We start from the raw sequence: 23,763 nt of genomic DNA, 5'->3' as shown, positions 1-23,763 counted from the left end.
TAACCATTTTCAACCGTAGCCGCTTTCTATGCAAAAACGAATCTCTGTCAGTCACGATGCTATACGTTGCTCATCCTGCATGCTGAATGAAATCTGCTTGCCGCTAGGGATGTCCAACCACGACCTGCAGAAGCTGGATGATCTGGTCAAGGAACGTATACGTCTGAGCAAAGGCTCTTTCCTGTTCCACCTTGATGATGAAGTTGATGCCATCTATGCATTACGCACTGGCAGCATCAAGACACAACTGGAAGACGCCTCCGGCCAAGTACAGATTACTGGCTTCTTGCTACCAGGCGAGATCATTGGCATGGACGGATTATTGAATAATCGCCATGTCTCTCACTCTATCGCACTGGAAGACAGTGAGGTCTGTGTGATGCCGTTGAACGAGCTAGATAAGCTCTCATTGCAGCTACCTATCTTGCAACAACAACTGCGTCGTCTGATGAGCAAGGAAATCAACCGTGCTCATACTCTGATCATGAACTTAGGTGCGTTACGTTCTGAACAGCGTCTAGCTGCTTTCTTGATCAACCTGTCTCAGCGTTTGTCTACCTTGGGTTACTCCCCTTATCAGTTCATTTTGCGCATGAGCCGTGAGGAAATCGGTAACTTCTTAGGCCTGACATTGGAAACCGTTAGCCGTCTGTTCTCGCGCTTTGCTCGCGAAGGCCTACTGCGTATCCAACAACGCGAAGTCATGATTCTAGACCTGCCTGCTCTACAAGCCATGGCTGGAGTAGACTGCTAAACCGCAGCCCTCTATACGCAAGCCACGCTACATCGCAACGCGTAAGCATCAAAAAAATCCCACGTTACAACGTGGGATTTTTTTGCTACGTAGTATTTGGCTTTATTCAGCCTCTACCACTACGGGTGTCTCAGGTGCCTTGTCTCGCGTTACGACCAAGCCGCGCTTCTGACCACCATCGTTAATGGTTTCGCTAACCCCTGTAGGTTGCAACACCAAGGCAATGGTCACTGCACAACCAACCATAGCCAAGAATGGGCCTGCCATAAGGATCCACGGCCAAGGCTCTTTAAACCACGGCTGTGTATCCAAATCCTGATCTATTGCATTTGACATGATGAGTCCTTTATCGTGTGCGCCCTAGCGAGGCACATAAAAACGTGTTTTCTCACTGATGAACTCTTCACCAGACTCAGCGCTACCAGGTTTACGGGCCGTAATCACGATATCGTGCATACCCTCCTTCAAACCCGCATCGACAGGAACTTGTACGTGCACCGGAATCAGTTCGTTCGTTGCTGCAGGTACAACAATTTCTGCACTGCCACCATTCACTGTACTAATGGAGATACCAGGGAAACCCTCTACACCCAACTCGATGCGCATAGGCTGCTCTGACTTGTTCATCATTTGCAGTCTATAAATGTTCTCTATATGACCGCCCGGAACTTCGCGCCCCATTACACCCCGATCTCGGATCACATCCATATGTAGATCATTACGGGCCATCAGCGAGTAAACCGCTGCCACAGTAATAAGACTCAGAATTGCAATATACACCAAGATGCGTGGCCTAAACATATGCCTACGTACCTGATCCTGACTCAAGCGCTCGGTAATAGCACGGCCAGAGGTGTAGCGGATTAACCCTTTAGGATAATCCAGTTTTTCCATCACATCGTCACAGGCATCGACACAGGCCCCGCAACCAATACACATGTATTGCAGCCCTTCTCGAATGTCGATACCGGTCGGACAGACCTGCACACAGAGGGTACAGTCTACACAGTCCCCTAAGCCTGCTTCTTTGTGATCCACTTTCTTGGAACGTTTACCACGAGGCTCACCGCGCACATGGTCATAACTCACCACAAAGGTGTCGTCATCCACCATCACGCTTTGGAAGCGTGCGTACGGGCACATGTACTTACAGATAGCCTCACGCAGGAATCCAGCATTCCCCCAGGTAGCAAAACCGTAGAATAACAACCAGAACCACTGCCATGGGCCCAATGTGAAATCTAGAATCTGCGCACCCAACTCACGAATAGGAGCGAAGTAACCGATAAACGTAAAACCAGTCCAGAGAGCAATCACAATCCACAGGAAGTGTTTTGTGGCTTTAAGACGCAGTTTTTTGGCGCTCCACGGAGCCTCATCCAGACGGATGCGAGCCATACGGTCGCCTTCCACCTTGCGTTCAACCCACATGAATATTTCGGTATATACCGTTTGCGGACAGGCGTAACCGCAGAAGAGACGCCCCGCCATCGCTGTAAAGAGAAACAGCGAGAAAGCCGACAAAATCAGCAGCACAGTCAGATAAATAATATCTTGTGGCCACATCACAATGCCGAACAAGTAGAACTTCCTCGTACCCAGATCAAACAATACGGCTTGGCGTTCATTCCACTGCAACCAAGGCAGACCGTAATAAATAATCTGGGTGAGGAATACTAGGGCGATTCGCCAGTTGGCGAATACCCCTTTTACCGATCTAGCATAGATCTTCTTATTGACGTCGTCGATCTTAACAGCATGAGCAGGCGCTTTAGCTGTCACCGGTTTGGAGGAAATAGGTGGCCGCCATTCCGGTACCTGCTCTGTATTACCTTCGTCTGGTTGACGATGGGGAGCGTCACTACTCATGCTACACCTCAACTTACAATAATCACATCACAATGCTTACTTAGCAGTGTTGTTGCCCAAACCCCAAACCCAACCGGCCAACAAGCGAATTTGCTCTTCGGTTAGGCGGTGTTTCTGGGCTGGCATCTGGTTGTCATGGCCGTTCAAGATACCGTCAACGATCACAGCTTCCGAGCTACCATACAGCCAGTTACCGCTAGTCAAGTCAGGAGCACCTAACAGCTTATTGCCTTTAGCATCAATACCGTGACAAGCAAAACATGTTTGTTCAAACAGTTTTTTTCCGGACGGTACACGAGACTGGTCATGAGCCAAGCTGTTCAAGGAACGCACGTACTGAGCGATGTCGGACGCTTCACCAGGAGTCAACACACCTTTGTGTGCTGTCATGATGCCACGGCGACCTTCAGTAATGGTGTGCAGAATATCCTCAGGCTGGCCACCCCACATCCAAGCTCCGTCTGTCAGGTTAGGGAAGCTTGGGCTGCCTTGAGCATCGGAACCGTGACACTGAGCACAGTTGTTCAAGAACAAACGTTGGCCAATGGCACGAGCTTCTGCATCGTCAGCGATTTCATCCAAAGGCATTTCACGGAAACGAGCGTACGTTGGAGCTAAACGCTCGTTAATTTGCTCTTGTTGTGCTTGCACTTCTTTAGCGGACGAATAACTCAACATCCCCTGATAACTACCCAGACCTGGGTACATAATCAGGTAGCCTAGTGCAAAAACACACAGCAATATGTACATAACGGTCCACCAGCGTGGCACATTAGTATTGAGCTCCGTGATATTGCCGTCCCACACATGGGACGACTCTTGCTCTTCTATGGAAGGAGACAGCCAAGCGCGCTGAGTCCACAGCAACCACAGACAGAAGACAATGCCCAACAGAGCAATAGCGGAGATGTAAATCCCCCAGCCTAGATTAAAAAAATCACTCATTCGAACCTCCCTTCTCGTCAGCTTCATCCGGCAATGCGAAAGGAAGCATAGACCCATCATGGTTGGCTTTTTTACGGCCATCCGACCACGCCCAGATCACAATACCAATGAACGTCACAATGCCAAGTATTGTCATCAGACCATTCAAGAATGCAACCATGATTAGCGTCTCCCCTCGGCTACAGCTTGTTCAGCTGCTGCGCGACCTTCTACACCCATACCCTGCAGATAAGCAATCAGCGCATCTTCTTCGGTTTTACCAACCAATTGCTGAGGTGCTTTTTCAATCTGCTCGTCGGTGTAAGGTACGCCGATAATACGCAGAGCATTCATACGTGCACGCACGTCGTCATTTTCTACGCTGTTATGTTGCAGCCAAGGGTAGGCTGGCATGTTGGAAGCAGGTTCTGTATCACGAGGATTACGCAAGTGAATACGGTGCCAGTTATCGGTGTACACGCCACCTACGCGGGCCAAATCAGGACCAGTACGTTTGGAACCCCACAAGAATGGGTGATCGTACACAGTCTCGCCGGCCAGAGAGTAAGGACCGTAGCGCTGTACCTCGGATTGCAGCATACGCACTTGTTGGGAGTGGCAGCCCACGCAGCCTTCACGAATGTAGATATCTCTACCTACCAAACGCAGGGGCTCGTAAGGCTTCACGCCTTCTGTGGGTTCAGTCATAGAGTGCTGGAAAAACAGCGGCACGATCTGTACCAAACCCGCAAAGGAAATCACCAGAATACTGAGCACAATCAATAAACCAACGTTGCGCTCAATCGTGGCGTGTGAAAAACCTTTTTTCTCAGTTGAGGACATTGATTGCTCCTTATTCCGTAACAACAGCCGGACCAACGTTAGCCGGACTGATCGCATCAGGGTTAGTCAGCGGAACAACTGGGTTCACACGAGGTTTGCCCCATGCAGTCAAGAAGACGTTCACGCCCATCATGACAATACCGCAAACAAACATAAAGCCACCCAATGCACGAATTGCATAGAACGGATAAGTTGCTTTCACCCCTTCAACAAAGCTGTATGTCAGCAAGCCATCAGGAGCTGTTGCACGCCACATCAAACCTTGCATTACACCGGAAATCCACATCGCGGCGATATACAGCACCACGCCCAGTGTTGCCACCCAGAAGTGGATCTCTACCAGTTTTGGCAAAGCCATCTGTTTTTGGCCATACAAGCGAGGAATCATGTAGTACAGGGAACCGAAGGTCACCATCGCTACCCAACCCAACGCACCGGAGTGCACGTGACCGATAGTCCAGTCAGTGTAGTGGGACAGGGAGTTCACAGTACGGATCGCCATCATGGAGCCTTCGAAGGTAGACATACCGTAGAAGGACAAGGAAGTTACCAGGAACTTCAAGATAGGATCTGTACGCAGTTTGTGCCAAGCGCCAGACAAGGTCATGATACCGTTGATCATACCGCCCCAAGATGGAGCCAAGAGGATCAGCGAGAATGTCATACCCAAGGACTGTGTCCAGTCAGGCAAGGATGTGTACAGCAAGTGGTGAGGACCAGCCCACATATACGTAAAGGCCAACGCCCAGAAGTGAACGATGGACAAACGGTAGGAGTACACCGGACGGTTAGCTTGCTTAGGTACGAAGTAATACATCATCCCCAAGAAACTTGTGGTCAGGAAGAAACCCACAGCATTGTGACCATACCACCACTGCACCATCGCATCTTGCACGCCAGCATAGACGGAGTAGGACTTCCACATGGAAACCGGAATTTCCAAGTTATTGAAGATGTGCAGTACGGCAATCGTGGTAATAAAAGCACCGTAGAACCAGTTCGCCACGTAGATGTGACGCACACGGCGTTTAACGATTGTGCCAAAGAACACCACAGCATAAGACACCCAGACGATAGTGATCAGGATATCCAGCGGCCATTCCATTTCTGCGTATTCTTTGCTGCTGGTGAAACCCATAGGCAAAGTAATCAGCGCCCCCAACATCACTAGCTGCCAACCCCAGAAGGTGAAAGAAGCCAGTTTTGTACAGTACAGACGTACCTGACAGGTACGTTGAACCACGTAGTACGACGTTGCGAACAGTGCGTTACCGCCAAAGGCGAAAATTACCAAGTTGGTATGTACTGGACGCAGACGGCCATAGCTAAACCATGGCGTTTCGAAGTTAAGTTCAGGCCAAATTAGTTGCAAGGCAACAAGTAAGCCGACACTCATGCCGATAATTCCCCAAACCACTGTCATGATGGCAAACTGCCGCACGACGCCGTAGTTGAAGACTTCGGCCTGTTTCCCGACTGTCTCGGAAGTGCCCATTTGCTTCCCCTATAACACTAACATTACAAAATTAATCTCCTGAGCCATGATCGCTCATGCTCGGCCGTTGCTCCCTGATCTTAATCAGGGAACTTATTATTAGTGTGGTTATTGTGTGGATTTATACCAACTGGCACAGATCCTCACAAACTCACACTATTTCTTTGTGCGCTCCGCATCCCTGTGCGTGCTGTCATCATCGTTTAGTATTGATTCGCCAGCGGATTGGGAGTTTTCAAATTGTCCGGCAAAAATGGCCCACCAGAATGCCACCCCCATCAGGATCACAAACAGCAACGAGATCGGTATCAGGAGAAACAGTGACTCAAGCATGGTGTACCACCTTTTTTGTTATGCAGTGACTTCACTACCAGACAGGTGATTACCCGAGATACGCTGACGGTAAATGCGCCAGGAATTCAGGGCCACCAATAGTGAGGACAGCAGCATAGAAACAGCAGCAACCCAAGGAGAGACCAATCCTATAGCAGCTAGGGGGGTCATCAACAGGTGCCAGACAATAGAACCGTATAAATTTTGTTTGGAGATATGTTCTGTGCGTTGGATAAGGGCAGAGATGTCTGCCTCAGATTGTGCAGGTTGCACCATCAATCCCGCCTGGGCGGCGGCAACAGCTGTAGGAACGGACATGGACATGGCACAGGGACAGCTCATGACGAATAACGCCACCATCACTGCCACAGCATGGTCTGGTTGATAGAAGAACCACACCACACCCAAGACCAAGGCCAAGGCCACTTGAATAAGAACAAACCAGAAGGCTAATGTGTTAGCACGCACCGAGATACCGGCGCGAAACTGTTCCACGCGATCAAAAGACTGACCACGACTAATAGATTGTCGAGCACAGAATTCCAAATAGCGGGCCGTCAGCAAAAACGCTACAAACATGCTGACAGAATCAAAGTAGACTTCGCCCTGCCCTTGCCAAGTGCTGATAACGCTGGGTATGAATGCCACGATAATGCCTAAGGCAACGGGCACATCCATCCCAACTTTGAATTTTTTAAGACTATTCCATGCGCCAGCCCAAATAGGCTGAGCACAGTACATCATGACAGGAACGGTAAGCACTAACGCGGCCCAGTTCATGATCAAAATGGCTTTATCCATCAATGCCAGACTGTCAGGTTCCATTGACTCTGAGCGCAAATACCCTGGAAAAGCAAACATCATCACCTGCATCATGGCCAACCACGCCAATCCAAGTCGCGCGAGCATGTGCTTGCGCTGACTGCGCTGCTCGTCAGATAGACCCGCAGGGATAGTAAATATAGAGTATGCGCGCATAAAGAGAATAGATAAGCGTTAACTGCTTATTAACCGTTTACATGCATGCTAACCGTTATCGGCGAAAGCTTGAATACATGATATGAGGTACTAGTCGGGTGCATTCTACTACAAAGGTATCAGAAGGTCTGCCAACGTCTCGCTTCTGTTTGATACAGAACAAGCCGCAGCATCCAAAGATGCTACGGCTTGTATCAACCCATGATGCTAGCTTTATTCAGCGGCTTTAGCAAATTGGGCAGCTTCTGTGGAGCCTGCCAATGCTGTAGTAGAAGATTGGCCACCTTCGATAGTTTGTGTTACAGCATCGAAGTACCCAGTACCTACTTCGCGTTGGTGACGTACCGCTGTGAAACCACGCTCTGCTGCAGCAAACTCACGCTCTTGCAGATCAACGAAAGCGGTCATGTTGTTGCGAGCATAACCGTGTGCCAGATCAAACATGCCGTAGTTCAGTGCGTGGAAACCAGCCAAGGTGATGAACTGGAATTTGTAACCCATTGCACCCAACTCGCGTTGGAATTTTGCAATAGTCTGGTCATCCAAGTTTTTCTTCCAATTAAAGGAAGGCGAGCAGTTATATGACAGCATTTTGCCTGGGAACTGACGGTGAATGGCTTCAGCAAAGCGTTTTGCGTACTCCAAGTTCGGCGTAGATGTTTCACACCAGATCAAGTCAGCGTAAGGAGCGTAAGCCAAACCGCGCGAGATCGCTTGATCCACACCTGGACGTGTGCGGAAGAAACCTTCTACCGTGCGCTCACCTGTGATAAACGGTTTGTCGTTGTCATCTACATCGCTAGTAATCAGGTCAGCCGCTTCTGCATCAGTACGAGCAACCAATACTGTAGGTACATTCAGAACATCGGCAGCCAAACGAGCAGCCACTAGTTTAGAGATAGCTTCGCGTGTTGGAACCAACACTTTACCGCCCAAGTGACCACATTTTTTCACTGCTGCCAGTTGATCTTCAAAGTGAACGCCAGATGCACCTGCCACGATCATGGATTTCATCAGCTCAAATGCGTTCAATACACCACCGAAACCAGCCTCTGCATCGGCAACGATAGGAGCCAAGTAATCGATATAGCCTTGATCACCAGGATTCATACCTTCGGACCATTGAATTTGGTCACAGCGCATCAAGGCATTGTTAATACGACGTACAACCTGAGGAACCGAGTTGATGGGGTACAACGATTGGTCGGGGTACATTTCGCCTGCACCGTTTGCATCACCAGCCACTTGCCAGCCAGACAGGTAAATCGCTTTCAAGCCAGCTTTCACTTGCTGCATAGCCTGGTTACCTGTCAACGCACCCAATGCATTTACAAAGGGTTCTTCAGTAATCATCTTCCACAACTTCTCGGAACCGCGACGCGCCAAGGTGTGCTCTTCTACAGTAGAGCCACGCAGACGGATAACTTCTTCAGCACTGTATGTGCGTTTGATACCTTGCCAGCGTGGGTCCTCGGCCCAGTATTTCTGCAAGTTGCGGATTTCGGTTTCGCGGTTACTCATGTCAGTCTCCAATACAAGAAAAAGAAAACAATCAAGATGAGTATTAGTCTACGCAAATGCTGCGTCTGCAACACACTTATATCTTATATAAGACTATATATTTTTATAATTAATATCAATAACATACGATTTATATTTCAAGATATGAAATCATATTTTTGTTTATGGAAAAATTTATTGTGCAGCGCGCCATTTGGTTTTCACAATGCGGAAAGCCACAACCACAATATGAAAATTGAACCTTTTTGTACCAAAAAATAATAGAAAATAAAAAAACACCTCGAAAATTGGCGTTATTCCAATTTCTGAGGTGTTTCTTTACTACAACCTATTACTCTCTATCTATATAGAGAGCACGGACTACGACGTTACTTCTTCTCAGCAGCCCGTGCAATCCACACTGCCATCGAGGCAGAAATACAAAATGCTACGGCAGCCCCAAACCATGGACCTCTATTCAAACCAGCATCCAACATGGCGCCAAACATCAACGGAGCCAATGACGAACCCACATCCATGCCTGAATACACCAAACCGTATACAGTGCCTGTTGCCCCTTTAGGGGTCACACGTCTAATCAGCATGTCACGCGATGGTGCAGCCACACCAGAGAAGAAACCCGCCAACCCCACCATCACGACGGCAACAGACGAACTTAAAAGCCCTGAGCCTAGCAGCACCAACATCAACCCGGCAAAACACAGGGATAAAAATACCGTGCGCTCACTTCGTGCATCAGCTCCGACCAAGAAACCGCCCGCCAACATCCCCACTGCCGCTGTCACCATATAGGCTGACAATGCTGTACCTGCTACCACCGGGTCAATGTGATAAACACTACCCAGCATAGGGATGGTGTAGTTCTGCACCGAAGACAACGCCATAGAGGAAAAGGCGAAAAATAAGAAAGCGCCCCACAAGGCAGGTTGCTTACAGAGTATTTTTAGAGTTTGCCAGACCCCCTCACTCGCCAAGGATTTTTCGGACGATATTTCTTGTACTGCTTCCACTTGCTGTCGCTTATGCTGACCAGCTAACAGGTTTCTACCCAAGAAAGCTGCACACCACACCACCGCAATTAATCCTGCCGCAGAAAAAGCGGCTGCTCGCCAACCATGATCAGAAGCAATCGCCGCCACAAATAAAGGCGTTAATGCCCAGCCCAAGTTACCTGTTAGACCATGCACGCTAAACGCATGCCCTAAGCGTCTTGCACTGACACGGTGATTAATAATGGAGTAGTCTACCGGGTGAAAAATGGAATTCCCAGCACCACCAATGGCAGCCGCTAACCACAGCATCCAGTAACTGGTAGCAAAACCAATCATAATGCCGGAGATCACAAAGCCTCCCAAACCAAATAGCAATACAGGAATGGGGCCTATACGATCGACAATAAAACCCGAACTAGCCTGTCCCAAGCAAGACACCACAAAAAATGTGGTGGCTAATGCGCCCAGCTCAACATAGTCAAAGCCAAACTCGCGCGCTAAGAACACATACAGTGTGGGCAGTAGCAGTTGAAAAAAGTGCGAACTGGCATGCACCACACCTATAAGGCTAATGATGCTCCAGTCTTGTTTTCGATGAACGACTTCTTCAGCGGTCAGCTCTGATACAGCCATGGCATTAACTCTTACGGGCTATTTCAGGCCAAGCTTTCTTCAAGTAATAGCACATGGACCACACTGTCAGAATCGCCGCGATGATGATTAACACCTGCCCAATGACGCCCACAGGTATGTCCTCGTAGTTTTCCCAGTACAACAAACATGGGATAGCGAGCATCTGCGCTGCTGTTTTGAATTTACCCAACCAATTAACCGCCACGCTGCTGCTAGCACCCATTTGTGCCATCCACTCGCGCAAGGCTGAAATGGCGATCTCACGACCAATAATAATAAAGGCGATAACAAAGCCCACGCGCCCTAAATCCACCAATACCAGCAATGCGGCCGATACCATCAACTTATCGGCAACTGGATCCAGAAACGCACCAAAGGCTGAGGTTTGATTCCAGCGTCGCGCAAGCCAACCATCGAACCAGTCCGTGATAGCAGCCACGATAAAAGCGCCACAGGCTAATACATCACGCGAATGTATGTTCATCCAACTTTCTGGCAAGAAAAACAACGCCAGTACCAGCGGGATCATCAGGATTCTCAACCAGGTCAGGGCCATGGGAAAAGTAAGAGGCATCATCATGTGGCTAACTCGGTATTACAAAACATCAACGTAAAGCATAGTAGATACGCTCAGCTAATGCAGCAGATATTCCTTCAACAGAAGCTAAATCATCTATGCTCGCATTTACTACACCTGTAAACCCGCCAAAGCGAGCCAACAAGCGTTGCCGGCGTTTTGCTCCTACGCCTTCTATATCTTCTAATCGTGACACATTCCTAGACTTTGCGCGACGGGCTCGCATCCCAGTAATGGCAAAACGGTGCGCCTCATCGCGCGCCTCAGCCACTAACATTAATGCAGGAGACGCCACACCCAAGCGCAGCTCGGGCCTGCCATCGGCAAAAATCAGGGTCTCAAGCCCTACTTTACGTCCTTCGCCTTTGGCCACACCCACCAACACATTCGTATCTAAACCAAGCTCGTTAAATACTTGTTTTGCCATGGATATCTGGCCTTTACCACCATCCACTAGCACTATATCTGGTAAGGTTGCCTGACCTTCTGCAACACGCTCATAACGTCTAAATAACACCTGACGCATTGCGGCATAATCATCCCCGGGAGTAATTCCCGCGATGTTATATCGCCTATATAAAGTGGGTTGCATATCATGATGCCTATACACCACACATGACGCTTGAGTCGCCTCACCTGCCGTATGACTAATATCGAAACACTCAATAGTCAATGCTTCCAACGCTTCATCATCGGTATCCAGTCCTAGCACTGACGCCAAATCTAGGGTGCGCGCTGCTTTGGTAATGGCCTCATTCAGTCTGCGCGCCAAGGCCAATTCGCCATTTTTCAATGCTTGCTCTAGCCATGCTTTACGCACGCCCTGAGGACGAATCAGTAACCGTGTTTCTTTGCCAGTTTGCTCTTTGAGCATGTCCAAAATAGCGGTATCCAACAAACGATGTGATACCACTAATACAGGAGGTAAAGGACGCTCTATATAGTGCTGACTAATAAATGCAGCCAAGACATCTTCTGGCGTATCGTCTTGCACCTGGGTCGGAAAAAATGCTCTATCCCCTAGGTGACGCCCGCCACGCACCATAGCCAAGTTGACACACACCTTGCCCTCTTCGCTGATGACCGCAATCACATCCAAATCATCAGTACCTGCATGCTCCATGGTCTGCTGTTGCAATACCGTAGATAACGCTCGCATTTGATCACGCAATACGGCAGCTTGTTCAAACTCAAACTGCTCAGCGGCTTCTTGCATGCGCTCTTCTATTTCCTGCAATACCTCATTGGCTTGCCCAGACAAGAAGCGCACAGCCCGTTTCACATCAGCTTGATATTCTTCCAGAGAAATATTGCCCACGCATGGTGCCGTACATCGTTGGATTTGATGCAACAAACAGGGACGTGAACGGTGTGCGTATACCCCATCCTCACAGGTACGTAACTGAAATACACGCTGCAGAATTTGTATAGTTTCGCGTACCGCCCAAGCATTGGGGTACGGCCCAAAGAACTGCCCGCCCACATTAGTGTTGCCTCGGTAATAGGCAATACGTGGCGCCTCATGGGCACTCAACTGCAAATAAGGGTACGACTTATCATCCCTAAACAGGATGTTGTAGCGTGGGCGCAACCGCTTGATCAGATTATTTTCTAGCAATAGCGCTTCGGCTTCGCTAGGCGTAATCGTCACTTCAATACGTGCAATGCGCGCCACCATATGGGCAATACGCGGGCTAGACAAATTTTTCTGAAAATACGAACTGACGCGCTTTTTCAGATCTTTAGCTTTGCCTACGTAAAGCACCGTACCTTCTTCATCCAGATGCCTGTAGACACCTGGCAAATTAGGCAGTTCAGCTAGAAACGATTTGAGATTGAAGCTCTCTGGCATGCTGGTAGTATTCATCAGACTGCAAATCATCCCACGCCAAAGCAGGCTCCAAACAACGCAGACGGCGTATACGCTGCACAGACTCAGGATCAGAACTGTGCTGTAAACGCTGCAGCAGCTCATCGGCCAAATCAGGTCTATTGCATACCAACACCATGTCGCAACCAGCACCCAATGCAGCCTCAGCTCTAGCCAAAATATCACCTGCTACGGTTGCGCCTTCCATAGTCAGGTCATCAGAGAAGATCACCCCCTCGTAACCCAATGCCTTACGCAATACGCGCTGCAGCCAGTAGCGAGAAAAACCAGCAGGTTTATCGTCTACTTTGGGATAAATCACGTGTGCAGGCATAACGCTATCTAGCACCATCGCCCCCAACCAACCGTAAGGTGCCGCATCATCATTCAAGATTTGCTCTAGGTCGCGTTCGTCCACTGGGATCTCATGGTGAGAATCCGCCTCTACCGCGCCGTGACCAGGGAAATGTTTGCCACAACTGGCCATACCAGCACGATGCAAGCCTTGCACCAAACCAGTAGCCAACATCGCCACCGCTTTTGGATCGCGGTGGAAGGCACGGTTGCCAATTACTCCACTAACGCCCCAATCCAAGTCCAACACAGGTGTAAAGCTCATATCTACGCCACACGCACGTAGCTCAGCTGCCAAGACATACCCAACAGCCGCCGCCATTTCTGCGGCTGCTTTGGCATCTTTTTCCCAGAGCGTACCCAAATGACGCATGGCTGGAAGCACGGTAAAACCATCTGTTTTGAAACGTTGCACACGACCACCTTCGTGATCCACGGCAATCAACAACGGCTCATCTCTGGACGCATGTATAGCGTCGCATAATGCAGTCAGTTGCTCACGCGAATTGAAGTTGCGTGCAAATAGAATCACGCCCCCTACTAAAGGGTGCTGCAACCGCTGACGTTCTGCTTCGGTTAATTCAGTACCCGCTACGTCCACCATTACTGGACCGGGTAACAACACTGAGCCCTGCTCACTTTGCTTCATGCTGATGTTTCCACTTTTAGTCATTAGGTCTGACTTTCCACAATCACAAATGCCATCACTAAATCAGACTCATCGGTCAGACTGACATGCGCAGCACCAAAACGTTGGTTATACCAGTGTGCCAGCGGTTCTGCTAGCACTACCGTAGGTTTACCACTGGGAGCATTTAACACTTGCATTCGCGACCATGCCATCGGCATACGCATTCCCAAGCCTACAGCTTTAGAAAAGGCCTCTTTAGCGGCAAATCGAGTTGCCAGATAGCGCATGCCGCGTCGCATATCGCGCTCAGCACGCCGTGCAAATACCACTTGTTCCTCTGGCCCCAAAATACGTTGCACAAAGCGATCGGGCCGGCGTTCATACGCGGCCTGAATGCGCGATACATATGTAATGTCGGTGCCTATTCCCGCAATGCTGCCCATGTATAGCCCCTCTGCCTACCGTGCTACTTACACTTTCAGGAAGTGCTCTCGGTAGTGTTTCAATTCATCAATGGATTCGTAAATATCAGCCAACGCTTCGTGGCGGCTGTGTTTTACAAAGCTACTTACCACTTCAGGCTTCCAACGTCGCGCCAATTCCTTTAAGGTACTGACGTCCAGGTTACGATAATGGAAGTATTGCTCCAGACGAGGCATGTACTTGTACATAAAGCGTCTGTCTTGGCTAATGGTGTTACCGCACAAAGGGGAAGCACCTTCAGGTACATGTTTTTTCAAGAAAGCTAGCAACACATCTTCAGCTTGTTCTTCAGTAGTAGTAGATGTTTTTACCTTATCAATCAAGCCACTACGACCATGTGTACCTTTATTCCAATTATCCATTGCATCCAGCAAGGCATCGCTTTGATGGATGACGATCACCGGACCTTCTGCCACAATGCTTAAATCTGCTTCAGTCACAACGACTGCCACTTCGATGATACGTTCTTTTTCTGGGTCTAATCCGGTCATTTCCATATCTAACCAGACCAAACGTTGATTTGTAACCGCCATATAATCTTCCTTTAAAAACCCTATTTTCGCATACCTACCAGCACTACATGTTCACTTACCTTTTTCTAGGCTTCTTTCTGCTGGATTTGTTTACCCGCTTTTGGTTGGCGCAACGACAGATTCACCACGTCATGTTGCATCGCGGTACTGTACCAGAGGAGTTTAGCTCGCGTATTTCGTTACGCAGCCATCAACGAGCCGCAGACTACACCGTCGCGAAAGTGAAGCTTAACCAATACGAACGTTTAGTGGATGCTGTAGTGTTGATTTGCTTAACGTTAATGGGTGGCCTACAGCAACTAGATCTATTCTGGGCACGTCATATAGATCATGAAATTTGGCGTCAAATTGCCTTAATCCTTAGCGTTGCAGGCCTACTTGGGCTAATCAGCATGCCTTTTAATGTGTGGAAAAAATTCCGCTTAGAAGCTCGCTTTGGCTTTAATCGCCTTACCCCTGCCTTGTTTGTGCGCGATACGTTAATAGGCAGCGTCTTAGGCATGGTATTGCTAAGCATTTGCGCTGGCGCCATTTTGCTCTTCATGGAAAAAGCTGGGGCGCAATGGCCGTTATGGGCATGGTTGTTCTGGGTGGGTTTTAACCTATTTTTGATTTGGGCGTACCCCACATTCATCGCCCCGCTTTTCAACAGCTTCAAGCCCCTAGAACGCGACAGCCTACGTGATCGCATCAATGCACTAGCGGAACGTTGTCAATTTAAATTGAATGGCTTGTATGTCATGGATGGCTCCAAACGCTCTGCTCATGGCAACGCCTATTTCACCGGCTTGGGTAATAACAAACGCATCGTGTTTTTTGACACGCTGCTCAACAAACTAGACGATGAAGAAATTGAAGCTGTACTGGCGCACGAACTGGGTCACTTTAAGCACCACCACATACGCCAGCGCCTGATTTTTAATTTTCTAGGCTCACTGTTAGTGTTCCTACTGCTAGGCTGGCTTTCTCAAAAAGCATGGTTTTATGTAGACCTAGGTGTGATTCCACAATTAGGCCGGGCCAACGATGGCATGGCCTTGGTGCTGTTCTTCCTGTGCCTACCCGTGTTCACTTTCTGGATCACTCCCTTAACCAACCTGTCTTCCAGAAAGCACGAATACCAAGCAGATGCGTTTGCCGCTGCACAATGTCCATCCATACATCTGCGCCATGCGTTGCTGAAGCTCTATAACGATAATGCAGCAACCTTAACGCCCGACCCTTTGCACTCCGCTTTTTACGACACCCACCCTAGTGCCCTAAGCCGCCTCCAACACTTGGAACGTTATGAAAACCAGCAATCTATCTAGTGGTACCGTTATCGCAGCACATGGCCGTCACTATTTTGTAGAAGACGAAAACGGTGATGTACGTAAGTGCTACACACGCGGCAAGCGCAGCGGTATTTGCGTGGGTGATAAGGTAGATTTTAGTGTCCAAAGCGCAGAACAAGGTACCATAGAAACCATACATGATCGCCGCAATCTGCTATATAGATCAGACGAGGCGCGCTCTAAACAATTTGCCGCCAATATTGACCAACTACTGATTGTGGTCGCCGCAGAACCACCTTTCTCAGAGGACCTCTGTGGCCGTGCACTGGTAGCAGCCGAGTTTTCTGACATTGCCCCAATTATCATTCTAAATAAAGCCGACCTACCTAGCGTAGAACGTGCTAGACAACAATTACAGCCTTTGGCCGATTTAAATATTCCTATCATTGAGCTTAGTGCGCTCAATGAAGAACAAGTTAAAAGCCTGCTGTATCCCATATTAGAAAACCGCTGCACGCTGCTATTGGGACAAAGCGGTATGGGTAAATCCACACTACTAAACACACTAATCCCTGAAGCGAACGCACATACCCAAACACACTCCGAGGCATTAGGTACAGGGAGACACACCACTACCAGCACACGTCTGTACCATATCCCTGGCGTCACGGGCCAACTTATAGACTCCCCTGGATTCCAAACCTTTGGCTTAGCCCACCTAGAACCCGCTGATATTGTTCGAGGGTTTCCTGAGTTCGTGGAAGAACTGACGAACTGCAAGTTTTATAATTGCACACATCGCCATGAACCACATTGCGGTATTGTGGCAGCGCTTAAGGCAGGAAAAATTCACCCAGAACGCTACGCCTTATATGAGCGTTTGCTAGCGGAATACGAGGCGCAAAGCCGGTACTGAGCCTTAGGCTAAGCGTTGGTGTGCAGCATGCAAATAATGGTAGAAATTACGGACAATCACCGCCGTAGCCCCCCAAATAAAATGCTGCTGCCAACGAATGGCAAAATACTGGCGGTAATTCACACCATTGATTTGCACTTGATGCAAGGTGTGCTGACTAGGGTCCAATAATGCCGATAACGGCACCTCAAACACCTCTGACACTTCTGCCGGGGACGGCACAATACGGTAGCCAGGGTGAATCATGCCCACTACAGGGCACATAGCAAAACTTGATGAGCTTAAAAAGATAGGTTGCTGCCCTAACGGCTCTAGATAGTCAGGATCAATACCCACCTCTTCATGCGTTTCTCGCAATGCAGCTGCTTGCACGCTTAGGTCTTCGGGGTCTATGCGTCCTCCCGGAAAACTAATTTGCCCAGCATGATGCAGTAATTGTGCAGAACGACGAGTAAACAGCATGGACATACCTGTCTCACGCTGTTGCAACCCCAAATACACGGCAGCAGGAATAGCCGTGGGTGCTGCGGTAAAATTTTCTACAAATTGGCCTTGAAAGTGTGGATCAACTTGGCCCAAGGGCATTTCTTTGAAAGCCTCACGAATGAAATCTTCCTGCAAGGCTTCTTTAGCCAAGCTAGGCAAGGAGTCTACGGCAATAACGGGTTGGGTTTCTGGGTTAAACCACGTGCTCCGTTTTACATCTGTAGGCATGATTTCAGACATTAAGAACTCTCTGGTTTCAAAAAAGGCACCCTAAGGTGCCCTTTCTGATGGTATTACAGCGCTTACGCTTGAGCAGCGTTTTTGCGTACCAATTTTTCTTTGATACGAGCGGCCTTACCGGAACGGCTACGCAAGTAGTACAGTTTCGCGCGACGCACAGCACCACGACGTTTAACTTCAATGCTTGCTACTTGTGGGGAGTACAACTGGAATGTACGTTCCACAGCTTCACCGGAAGAGATTTTACGCACGATGAAAGAAGAGTTCAGGCCACGGTTACGGCGAGCAATAACTACACCTTCGTAAGCCTGTACACGTTTACGTGTACCTTCAACAACGTTTACGTTTACGACAACGGTATCGCCAGGAGCGAACTCAGGCAATGCTTGGCCGTTTGTCAGGCGTTGGATTTCTTCCTGTTCCAGGATTTCGATAAGATTCACAATAAGCTCCAAAGCATCTTGACTGGGTATTGTTTGCCATTTTCAAGTCTATCTTAAAGTTTATAGACCTAATTACCCATCAGAGGATGAACTCGGTATTTTAGCACCCATCTTGAAAAAAATCCTTATTTTCAAGGCCAAACGTAGCATATCCCCCTAAAACACACAGAATTTAGCTAGCATACAACTTAGCGCGGAACGATGCCCTCAGGAGTACTCGTTTTGCGTACGTCTGATGATGCACTGCGCCAGTGCATACCGTACCGTTTACTCAGGAACATACACATGAAGCATGGTGAATATAAAGTCCCCGGTGGAAAACTGGTGGTTATAGACTTTGAGGTTCACGATAATCAGTTAGCTAACGTACAACTTAGCGGTGATTTCTTTCTGGAACCTCCCGAAGCTCTGGATCACATCAACCATGCCTTAACAGGCTTAGCTGCTACCAGTGATGCCGCTACTATTGAGGCTGCCGTTGAACAGTCGCTACCCGCTGAGGCTCAGCTATTCGGCTTTGACGCCGCAGCTGTTGCTGTTGTTGTAGGGAGAGCCCTAGCATGACCACACGTACAGACTGGAATCACTACCGCTGGCAGTTGATTCACGATTTACCACAAGACCCTGCCTTGCACATGGCACTGGATGAGATCCTGACCGATGACGTAGGCACAGGTAAGCGCCCCCCATTATTGCGTATTTGGGAATGGGCATCGTCTACAGTGATTATTGGCCGTTTCCAATCACTAAAAAACGAAGTAGACCCAGAAGGTGCAGCACGCCACGATATTTCTGTGGTACGTCGTATTAGTGGCGGTGGCGCTATGTTTCTTGAGCCAGGCAATGGCATCACCTACTCTATTTGTGCCCCTGACTCGCTAGTACACGGCATGAGTTTTCAAGAGTCCTACGCGCTAATGGATAGCTGGGTAGTAGAAACATTGAAAACGCTGGGTATAGATGCGTGGTATCAGCCTTTAAATGACATCACCAGCAGCAAGGGCAAGATTGGTGGCGCGGCTCAGGCCAGACGCTCTAAAGCGGTGCTGCACCACACCATGCTGGCGTACGACATTAACGCCGACAAGATGCTAGAAGTGCTGCGCATCGGCAAAGAGAAACTATCGGATAAAGGCACTACCAGCGCTAAAAAACGTGTAGACCCTTTACGTAGCCAAACCGGGCTGGAGCGTGAAGCAATTATTAACTGCATGATAGAGCAGTTCAGAAAGCTAGCACCGCTGGAAGAGGTATCGCTGGATGCCGACACACTACATCGTGCCGAACAACTAGCCGATCAAAAATTCCGTACCCTAGAATGGACGACTTTAGTCCCCTAAACGCTTATAAGCCGCTATACGCACCCAGCCACATCAAACCTGGAATAGATACGCCCCACAAGGCAACCAAACAGATATCCAGTACTTTGGAATAACGCTGTGAACGCTTAGCGGTTAAATAGCAGTTTTGCTCTGCAGGGAAAGAAGCATCTAAGACTGCAGAACGCATATGGGATGACACGCTGTGACTCTGTTGTTCTCTATACGTAGTGAAAGACATAACGCACCTCAATTAACTGTTTTCTTATACAGTACTGTATAGATTAACAGCATTTGAGGCAAGCATAAAAAAACCTCTGTGGCGTATAACACCACAGAGGGCTGAACTGCGTAGCAAGCAAGCGTCTACGTATTACTTATTAGGCTGCGGGGTAATGCGTAAGTAAGGGCGCACTTCCGTATAGCCTTTAGGAAACTTCTGTTTAATCACTTCAGGGTCTTTCAGTGATGGCACGATGATCACGTCTTGACCATCTTCCCAGTTCACTGGTGTTGCCACGCTGTGATTGTCTGTCAGTTGCAAAGAATCAATCACACGCAAAATTTCGTTGAAATTACGGCCTGTGCTAGCAGGGTATGTAATGGTCAGACGTATTTTCTTAGCTGGATCAATAATGAACACAGAACGCACTGTCACGGTTGTGCTGGCGTTAGGGTGAATCATGTCGTACAGCTCAGAAACTTTACGATCTTCATCAGCCAAAATAGGGAAATTCACTGTGGTTTTCTGGGTTTCGTTAATGTCAGCAATCCACTCTTTATGGGAATCGTTGCCATCCACCGATACAGCGATCACTTTGACGCCACGCTTAGCGAATTCATCAGCCAATTTAGCGGTATAGCCTAGCTCGGTAGTGCAGACTGGCGTGAAGTCTGCTGGGTGAGAAAACAATACACCCCAGCTATCGCCAAGGAACTCATGGAAACGAATCTTACCAGCGGAAGATTCCTGTTCAAAATCAGGGGCAATGTCACCCAAACGCAATGTAGCCATAAATCACTCCTTGGTCATTTTCATGAATCTATGAATAAGTCGCCTTACAGCGGCTTAGAATGAATATATTCTCCCAGCATTAAAAAGCACATACAAATAACTATTAGAAATAACCTTATAGTGGCATTGTTTGCAGCAAAAACAAAAAAGCCCCACATAACTCGTGGGGCTTTCTACTGCATAAAACGGAAATACTCGATTACAGTGCTGATTCCAGCTCAGGCAGTACTGTGAACAAATCTGCCACCAGACCATAATCTGCCACACCGAAAATCGGTGCTTCTGCATCTTTGTTAACCGCAACGATGACTTTGGAGTCTTTCATACCAGCCAAGTGCTGAATCGCACCAGACACACCAAATGCCACGTACAGTTGTGGAGCAACGATCTTACCAGTTTGACCCACCTGCCAGTCGTTAGGAGCGTAACCAGCATCGACTGCCGCACGGGATGCACCAATAGCAGCACCCAGTTTGTCAGCCAAAGGCTCTAGCAGTTTGAAGTTATCGGCACTACCCATACCGCGACCACCAGTCACCACGATAGATGCTGCTGTCAGTTCAGGTCTGTCGTTCTTCGCTACTTCACGACCCACGAATTGGGATTTACCAGAGTTAGCGGCAACGCTTACGCTTTCAACGGCAGCAGAACCACCCTCGGCTGCTTGAGGATCAAATGCGGTAGTACGCACAGTGATCACTTTTTTAGCATCCAAGGACTGCACAGTAGCAATTGCGTTACCTGCATAGATTGGACGCTTGAACGTATCAGCTGAGTCTACGGCAATGATGTCGGAAACCTGTGCCACATCCAGTTTAGCTGCTACGCGAGGTGCAACGTTTTTACCGGAAGACGTAGCTGGGAACAGAATGTGGCTGTAATCACCAGCCACTGCCAGCACTTGCGCAGCCACGTTTTCAGCCAGGCCATCAGCCAAGCTAGCATCGTCAGCCAACAATACTTTGCTTACGCCAGCAACCTTAGCTGCGCTATCAGCAGCAGCTTTAGCATTGTGACCAGCTACCAAAACGTGGATATCACCACCAATCTTAGCTGCTGCTGCAACCGTATTCAGAGTCGCAACGTTCAAGCTCTCGTTGTTATGTTCTGCAATTACAAGAATAGCCATGACTTAGATCACCTTTGCTTCGTTTTTCAGTTTCTCAACCAAGGCAGCTACATCTGCCACGATCACCCCTGCAGAACGTGCAGGTGGTTCGCTAACTTGCAGTGTCTTCAAGCGCGGGCTTACATCAACGCCAACCTCTTCGGGCTTGATGGTTTCCAAAGGCTTTTTCTTCGCCTTCATGATATTGGGCAGCGTGACATAACGCGGCTCATTCAAGCGCAAATCGGTAGTGATAACAGCTGGCAGATTCAATTTCAGAGTTTCCAGACCGCCATCTACTTCGCGCGTTACTTGCACGGAATCAGCAGCCAACTCTACCTTGCTTGCAAAGGTAGCTTGTGGCCAATCCAACAAAGCAGCCAACATCTGGCCTGTTTGGTTAGCGTCGTCGTCAATAGCTTGTTTGCCCAGAATCACCAGTTGTGGCTGCTCTTTGTCCACCACTGCTTTCAACAGTTTGGATACGGCCAAAGGCTGCAGTTCTGCATCAGTTTCAACCAAGATAGCGCGATCAGCACCAATGGCCATCGCTGTACGCAAGGTTTCTTGGCAAGCTGTCACACCGCATGACACTGCAATCACTTCACTGACCACGCCCTGCTCTTTCAGACGCACAGCCTCTTCGACAGCAATCTCGTCAAAGGGGTTCATCGACATTTTGACGTTAGCAATATCTACATCGCTTTGATCAGATCTCACGCGTACTTTTACATTGTAATCAACGACGCGCTTCACGGGTACCAAGACTTTCATCCGGTTATCTCCAAAACACTTTTAAACAAATTTCAATGGCACTCATAGTTTGAGTGATTGCAAATCACCATACCCAACCTATCACTATACCTAAATCTGCAGCGTTTATACTGCAAAATTATCACAATGACTGCAGTTTTACTCACAATGTCAGTACCGAACTTTTACGGTTTCAGCATATACAGTCGTCACGCAAAACCAGTAACATAGTGGGTCTTGAAGGAACGCCATCTCATGCCTATCGCCGTGACTATTCTACGAAGCTGCCTATTACTTGCCCTACTAACGGGCTGTGCCTCTCCGCACTCAACTCCTGCTACGGATACTGCCGTAGTGCCCTCTAGCGTCAGCGCACCTGCATCACCTGTTAACACGGTGAATTCAGGCCACCGCGAGCTAGTCATTTATGAAGACTTGAATGCAGGTAGCTCCAGCGCTGCCAGACGCCAACCGCCTGTACGTGCCGACGGCACATTACAGCCTTGGGCATTGGAATGGGCGCAAGCCTTAGAAGCACAACGTCAAATTCCTGTCGCATTGACTACCTCTCTGCTGCAACAGGCAAAATACAATGCCACCGCAGCAAAACTGATGGCACCTAGTAAAGGCCGCATCAAAAAAAGCTGGGTCACCTACCGCAACCGCTTTGTAGAACCCATTCGCATACGTGAAGGCGTCGCTTTCTGGCGTAACCATGCCGAAACCTTAGCCAAAGCCGAACAGCAATATGGTGTGCCTGCTTCTATATTAGTAGCCATCATTGGCGTCGAAACCTTGTATGGTAAATACACAGGCGACTTCAATGTACTAGAAGTACTGAGCACCTTAGGCTTTAGTTACCCCGACGATAGCCGCCCAGAACGTGGCGAACTCTTTCGTAACCAACTGGCTGACCTGATTTACCTACACCAAGCCGGCATATTGGATGCCAGCGCTGTTGAGGGTTCTTTTGCTGGTGCCATGGGCTTGCCACAATTTATGCCTGGCAGTTTGCTGCGTTACGCCAAAGACGGTGATAACAACGGCAACATTAATCTGCATGATTCTATTGCGGATGTCAGTGCCTCTATCGCTAACTTCTTGCTGGAACACGGCTGGGTAGTCGGCCAACCCGCCTTTTTAGATGTACCTCTGCCCGCACAACCAGAAAGCTTAGTTACGGGTGGACTCGAAGCCACGTTGAACTGGAACACGCTATATCCCAACCAACGTGCGCCCGGCGCATTGGCATCTGTACCGTTGGGTATTGTGAATTTGGTGGATGAGCCTCGCGGAACCGTTGAGTACCGCGTTGCCACCCCTAGCTTCTTTTCCATTACCCACTACAACCGCAGCTACTTTTATGCAGCGTCTGTAGTAGAACTGGCTAATGCACTAGAAGCGGCCATGAAGAAATAG

At 48.7% G+C, this 23,763-nt stretch carries 27 protein-coding genes; 6 read left to right on the top strand and 21 right to left on the bottom strand.

All coding sequences use genetic code 11. The features are described 5' to 3' along the window. Positions 1-28 precede the first annotated feature (28 nt). A complete protein-coding gene (gene fnr, locus AC3QL0_RS05705) occupies positions 29-754 on the top strand; it encodes a fumarate/nitrate reduction transcriptional regulator Fnr (RefSeq protein ID WP_493010467.1) in 726 nt (241 codons plus the stop codon). Between the two features lie 102 nt (positions 755-856). On the opposite strand, the gene AC3QL0_RS05700 is transcribed toward fnr, so the two are convergent. From AC3QL0_RS05700 to orn, 15 genes are all read right to left on the bottom strand, one after another. Further along, positions 857-1,090, bottom strand: coding sequence for a hypothetical protein (locus AC3QL0_RS05700; protein WP_135865610.1), 234 nt, complete (start codon positions 1,088-1,090; stop codon positions 857-859). A 24-nt stretch (positions 1,091-1,114) separates the two neighbouring features. Next, a complete protein-coding gene (gene ccoG / locus AC3QL0_RS05695) occupies positions 1,115-2,623 on the bottom strand; it encodes a cytochrome c oxidase accessory protein CcoG (protein ID WP_493010466.1) in 1,509 nt (502 codons plus the stop codon). Positions 2,624-2,659: 36 nt separating this feature from the next. Further along, a complete protein-coding gene (gene ccoP / locus AC3QL0_RS05690; RefSeq protein ID WP_493010465.1) occupies positions 2,660-3,568 on the bottom strand; it encodes a cytochrome-c oxidase, cbb3-type subunit III in 909 nt (302 codons plus the stop codon). Then, positions 3,561-3,728, bottom strand: a complete 168-nt coding sequence (locus AC3QL0_RS05685) for a cbb3-type cytochrome oxidase subunit 3 (RefSeq protein ID WP_135865604.1) — start codon at positions 3,726-3,728, stop codon at positions 3,561-3,563. The genes ccoP and AC3QL0_RS05685 overlap by 8 nt, the downstream gene beginning before the upstream one ends. A gap of 2 nt (positions 3,729-3,730) precedes the next feature. Beyond that, positions 3,731-4,390, bottom strand: a complete 660-nt coding sequence (ccoO, locus tag AC3QL0_RS05680) for a cytochrome-c oxidase, cbb3-type subunit II (protein ID WP_493010464.1) — start codon at positions 4,388-4,390, stop codon at positions 3,731-3,733. 10 nt (positions 4,391-4,400) lie between these two features. Continuing rightward, on the bottom strand, positions 4,401-5,885 hold the full coding sequence (gene ccoN, locus AC3QL0_RS05675; RefSeq protein ID WP_493010463.1) for a cytochrome-c oxidase, cbb3-type subunit I: 1,485 nt from the start codon (positions 5,883-5,885) through the stop codon (positions 4,401-4,403). A gap of 156 nt (positions 5,886-6,041) precedes the next feature. Continuing rightward, on the bottom strand, positions 6,042-6,218 hold the full coding sequence (ccoS, locus tag AC3QL0_RS05670; protein ID WP_135865598.1) for a cbb3-type cytochrome oxidase assembly protein CcoS: 177 nt from the start codon (positions 6,216-6,218) through the stop codon (positions 6,042-6,044). An 18-nt stretch (positions 6,219-6,236) separates the two neighbouring features. Then, on the bottom strand, positions 6,237-7,196 hold the full coding sequence (locus AC3QL0_RS05665) for a hypothetical protein (RefSeq protein WP_493010462.1): 960 nt from the start codon (positions 7,194-7,196) through the stop codon (positions 6,237-6,239). 213 nt (positions 7,197-7,409) lie between these two features. Beyond that, positions 7,410-8,717 carry an isocitrate lyase gene (aceA, locus tag AC3QL0_RS05660; RefSeq protein WP_493010461.1) on the bottom strand — a complete coding sequence of 436 codons (1,308 nt, stop codon included), beginning with the start codon at positions 8,715-8,717 and terminating at the stop codon, positions 7,410-7,412. A gap of 368 nt (positions 8,718-9,085) precedes the next feature. Further along, positions 9,086-10,342 carry an MFS transporter gene (locus AC3QL0_RS05655; protein ID WP_493010460.1) on the bottom strand — a complete coding sequence of 419 codons (1,257 nt, stop codon included), beginning with the start codon at positions 10,340-10,342 and terminating at the stop codon, positions 9,086-9,088. A 4-nt stretch (positions 10,343-10,346) separates the two neighbouring features. Further along, positions 10,347-10,916: a CDP-diacylglycerol--glycerol-3-phosphate 3-phosphatidyltransferase gene (gene pgsA / locus AC3QL0_RS05650; protein ID WP_493010948.1), complete on the bottom strand. Its 570-nt coding sequence runs from the start codon at positions 10,914-10,916 to the stop codon at positions 10,347-10,349. A 31-nt stretch (positions 10,917-10,947) separates the two neighbouring features. Next, positions 10,948-12,771: an excinuclease ABC subunit UvrC gene (gene uvrC / locus AC3QL0_RS05645; protein WP_493010947.1), complete on the bottom strand. Its 1,824-nt coding sequence runs from the start codon at positions 12,769-12,771 to the stop codon at positions 10,948-10,950. After that, positions 12,734-13,792: a beta-N-acetylhexosaminidase gene (gene nagZ, locus AC3QL0_RS05640; RefSeq protein WP_493010946.1), complete on the bottom strand. Its 1,059-nt coding sequence runs from the start codon at positions 13,790-13,792 to the stop codon at positions 12,734-12,736. The genes uvrC and nagZ overlap by 38 nt, the downstream gene beginning before the upstream one ends. A 23-nt stretch (positions 13,793-13,815) precedes the next feature. Continuing rightward, positions 13,816-14,217, bottom strand: a complete 402-nt coding sequence (acpS, locus tag AC3QL0_RS05635; protein WP_135863775.1) for a holo-ACP synthase — start codon at positions 14,215-14,217, stop codon at positions 13,816-13,818. A gap of 27 nt (positions 14,218-14,244) precedes the next feature. Then, entirely contained in the window at positions 14,245-14,790 is a 546-nt protein-coding gene (orn, locus tag AC3QL0_RS05630) for an oligoribonuclease (protein WP_493010459.1), read from the bottom strand. 47 nt (positions 14,791-14,837) lie between these two features. Between orn and AC3QL0_RS05625 the strand changes: the two genes are divergently transcribed. Together AC3QL0_RS05625 and rsgA are read left to right on the top strand one after the other, a co-directional pair. Then, the gene (locus AC3QL0_RS05625; protein WP_493010458.1) at positions 14,838-16,100 is read left to right on the top strand and encodes a M48 family metallopeptidase; all 1,263 of its coding nucleotides are present in this window, start codon (positions 14,838-14,840) and stop codon (positions 16,098-16,100) included. Beyond that, positions 16,078-16,980: a ribosome small subunit-dependent GTPase A gene (rsgA, locus tag AC3QL0_RS05620; protein ID WP_493010457.1), complete on the top strand. Its 903-nt coding sequence runs from the start codon at positions 16,078-16,080 to the stop codon at positions 16,978-16,980. Before AC3QL0_RS05625 ends, rsgA begins: the two co-directional genes overlap by 23 nt. Positions 16,981-16,983: 3 nt before the next feature. Here the strand turns inward: rsgA and AC3QL0_RS05615 are convergent, their stop codons facing one another. After that, on the bottom strand, positions 16,984-17,706 hold the full coding sequence (locus AC3QL0_RS05615) for a CoA pyrophosphatase (protein WP_493010456.1): 723 nt from the start codon (positions 17,704-17,706) through the stop codon (positions 16,984-16,986). A 62-nt stretch (positions 17,707-17,768) separates the two neighbouring features. Next, positions 17,769-18,149, bottom strand: coding sequence for a 50S ribosomal protein L19 (gene rplS, locus AC3QL0_RS05610; protein ID WP_493010455.1), 381 nt, complete (start codon positions 18,147-18,149; stop codon positions 17,769-17,771). Between the two features lie 285 nt (positions 18,150-18,434). Here rplS and lplB point away from each other — a divergent pair, with 285 nt between their 5' ends. Then, positions 18,435-18,713: a lipoate-protein ligase small subunit gene (lplB, locus tag AC3QL0_RS05605; protein WP_493010454.1), complete on the top strand. Its 279-nt coding sequence runs from the start codon at positions 18,435-18,437 to the stop codon at positions 18,711-18,713. Continuing rightward, complete coding sequence (locus tag AC3QL0_RS05600; RefSeq protein ID WP_493010453.1) at positions 18,710-19,489, top strand: lipoate--protein ligase family protein; 780 nt, start codon at positions 18,710-18,712, stop codon at positions 19,487-19,489. Before lplB ends, AC3QL0_RS05600 begins: the two co-directional genes overlap by 4 nt. 4 nt (positions 19,490-19,493) lie before the next feature. Here the strand turns inward: AC3QL0_RS05600 and AC3QL0_RS05595 are convergent, their stop codons facing one another. The 4 genes from AC3QL0_RS05595 to AC3QL0_RS05580 form a co-directional block, all read right to left on the bottom strand. Further along, positions 19,494-19,709, bottom strand: a complete 216-nt coding sequence (locus tag AC3QL0_RS05595) for a hypothetical protein (RefSeq protein ID WP_493010452.1) — start codon at positions 19,707-19,709, stop codon at positions 19,494-19,496. A 132-nt stretch (positions 19,710-19,841) separates the two neighbouring features. Then, a complete protein-coding gene (locus AC3QL0_RS05590; RefSeq protein ID WP_493010451.1) occupies positions 19,842-20,483 on the bottom strand; it encodes a peroxiredoxin in 642 nt (213 codons plus the stop codon). Between the two features lie 199 nt (positions 20,484-20,682). Continuing rightward, positions 20,683-21,612, bottom strand: coding sequence for an electron transfer flavoprotein subunit alpha/FixB family protein (locus AC3QL0_RS05585; RefSeq protein WP_493010450.1), 930 nt, complete (start codon positions 21,610-21,612; stop codon positions 20,683-20,685). A 3-nt stretch (positions 21,613-21,615) separates the two neighbouring features. Next, positions 21,616-22,365 (bottom strand): electron transfer flavoprotein subunit beta/FixA family protein, encoded by a 750-nt coding sequence (locus tag AC3QL0_RS05580; protein WP_493010449.1) that lies wholly within the window; start codon positions 22,363-22,365, stop codon positions 21,616-21,618. A 234-nt stretch (positions 22,366-22,599) separates the two neighbouring features. Between AC3QL0_RS05580 and mltB the strand changes: the two genes are divergently transcribed. Beyond that, positions 22,600-23,763 (top strand): lytic murein transglycosylase B, encoded by a 1,164-nt coding sequence (mltB, locus tag AC3QL0_RS05575; RefSeq protein WP_493010448.1) that lies wholly within the window; start codon positions 22,600-22,602, stop codon positions 23,761-23,763.

Source organism: Paenalcaligenes sp. GW821-LYS-B07-1, from assembly GCF_058803365.1.
Note: the sequence above shows the minus strand (reverse complement) of the source record. Positions and strands in the feature narration are given on the sequence as shown.

Coding starts and splice junctions, on each gene's coding strand:
- fnr (WP_493010467.1), top strand. CDS start 29: ATGCAAAAACGAATCTCTGTCAGTCACGATGCTATACGTTGCTCATCC.
- AC3QL0_RS05700 (WP_135865610.1), bottom strand. CDS start 1,090: ATGTCAAATGCAATAGATCAGGATTTGGATACACAGCCGTGGTTTAAA.
- ccoG (WP_493010466.1), bottom strand. CDS start 2,623: ATGAGTAGTGACGCTCCCCATCGTCAACCAGACGAAGGTAATACAGAG.
- ccoP (WP_493010465.1), bottom strand. CDS start 3,568: ATGAGTGATTTTTTTAATCTAGGCTGGGGGATTTACATCTCCGCTATT.
- AC3QL0_RS05685 (WP_135865604.1), bottom strand. CDS start 3,728: ATGGTTGCATTCTTGAATGGTCTGATGACAATACTTGGCATTGTGACG.
- ccoO (WP_493010464.1), bottom strand. CDS start 4,390: ATGTCCTCAACTGAGAAAAAAGGTTTTTCACACGCCACGATTGAGCGC.
- ccoN (WP_493010463.1), bottom strand. CDS start 5,885: ATGGGCACTTCCGAGACAGTCGGGAAACAGGCCGAAGTCTTCAACTAC.
- ccoS (WP_135865598.1), bottom strand. CDS start 6,218: ATGCTTGAGTCACTGTTTCTCCTGATACCGATCTCGTTGCTGTTTGTG.
- AC3QL0_RS05665 (WP_493010462.1), bottom strand. CDS start 7,196: ATGCGCGCATACTCTATATTTACTATCCCTGCGGGTCTATCTGACGAG.
- aceA (WP_493010461.1), bottom strand. CDS start 8,717: ATGAGTAACCGCGAAACCGAAATCCGCAACTTGCAGAAATACTGGGCC.
- AC3QL0_RS05655 (WP_493010460.1), bottom strand. CDS start 10,342: ATGGCTGTATCAGAGCTGACCGCTGAAGAAGTCGTTCATCGAAAACAA.
- pgsA (WP_493010948.1), bottom strand. CDS start 10,916: ATGCCTCTTACTTTTCCCATGGCCCTGACCTGGTTGAGAATCCTGATG.
- uvrC (WP_493010947.1), bottom strand. CDS start 12,771: ATGCCAGAGAGCTTCAATCTCAAATCGTTTCTAGCTGAACTGCCTAAT.
- nagZ (WP_493010946.1), bottom strand. CDS start 13,792: ATGAAGCAAAGTGAGCAGGGCTCAGTGTTGTTACCCGGTCCAGTAATG.
- acpS (WP_135863775.1), bottom strand. CDS start 14,217: ATGGGCAGCATTGCGGGAATAGGCACCGACATTACATATGTATCGCGC.
- orn (WP_493010459.1), bottom strand. CDS start 14,790: ATGGCGGTTACAAATCAACGTTTGGTCTGGTTAGATATGGAAATGACC.
- AC3QL0_RS05625 (WP_493010458.1), top strand. CDS start 14,838: ATGTTCACTTACCTTTTTCTAGGCTTCTTTCTGCTGGATTTGTTTACC.
- rsgA (WP_493010457.1), top strand. CDS start 16,078: ATGAAAACCAGCAATCTATCTAGTGGTACCGTTATCGCAGCACATGGC.
- AC3QL0_RS05615 (WP_493010456.1), bottom strand. CDS start 17,706: ATGTCTGAAATCATGCCTACAGATGTAAAACGGAGCACGTGGTTTAAC.
- lplB (WP_493010454.1), top strand. CDS start 18,435: ATGAAGCATGGTGAATATAAAGTCCCCGGTGGAAAACTGGTGGTTATA.
- AC3QL0_RS05600 (WP_493010453.1), top strand. CDS start 18,710: ATGACCACACGTACAGACTGGAATCACTACCGCTGGCAGTTGATTCAC.
- AC3QL0_RS05595 (WP_493010452.1), bottom strand. CDS start 19,709: ATGTCTTTCACTACGTATAGAGAACAACAGAGTCACAGCGTGTCATCC.
- AC3QL0_RS05590 (WP_493010451.1), bottom strand. CDS start 20,483: ATGGCTACATTGCGTTTGGGTGACATTGCCCCTGATTTTGAACAGGAA.
- AC3QL0_RS05585 (WP_493010450.1), bottom strand. CDS start 21,612: ATGGCTATTCTTGTAATTGCAGAACATAACAACGAGAGCTTGAACGTT.
- AC3QL0_RS05580 (WP_493010449.1), bottom strand. CDS start 22,365: ATGAAAGTCTTGGTACCCGTGAAGCGCGTCGTTGATTACAATGTAAAA.
- mltB (WP_493010448.1), top strand. CDS start 22,600: ATGCCTATCGCCGTGACTATTCTACGAAGCTGCCTATTACTTGCCCTA.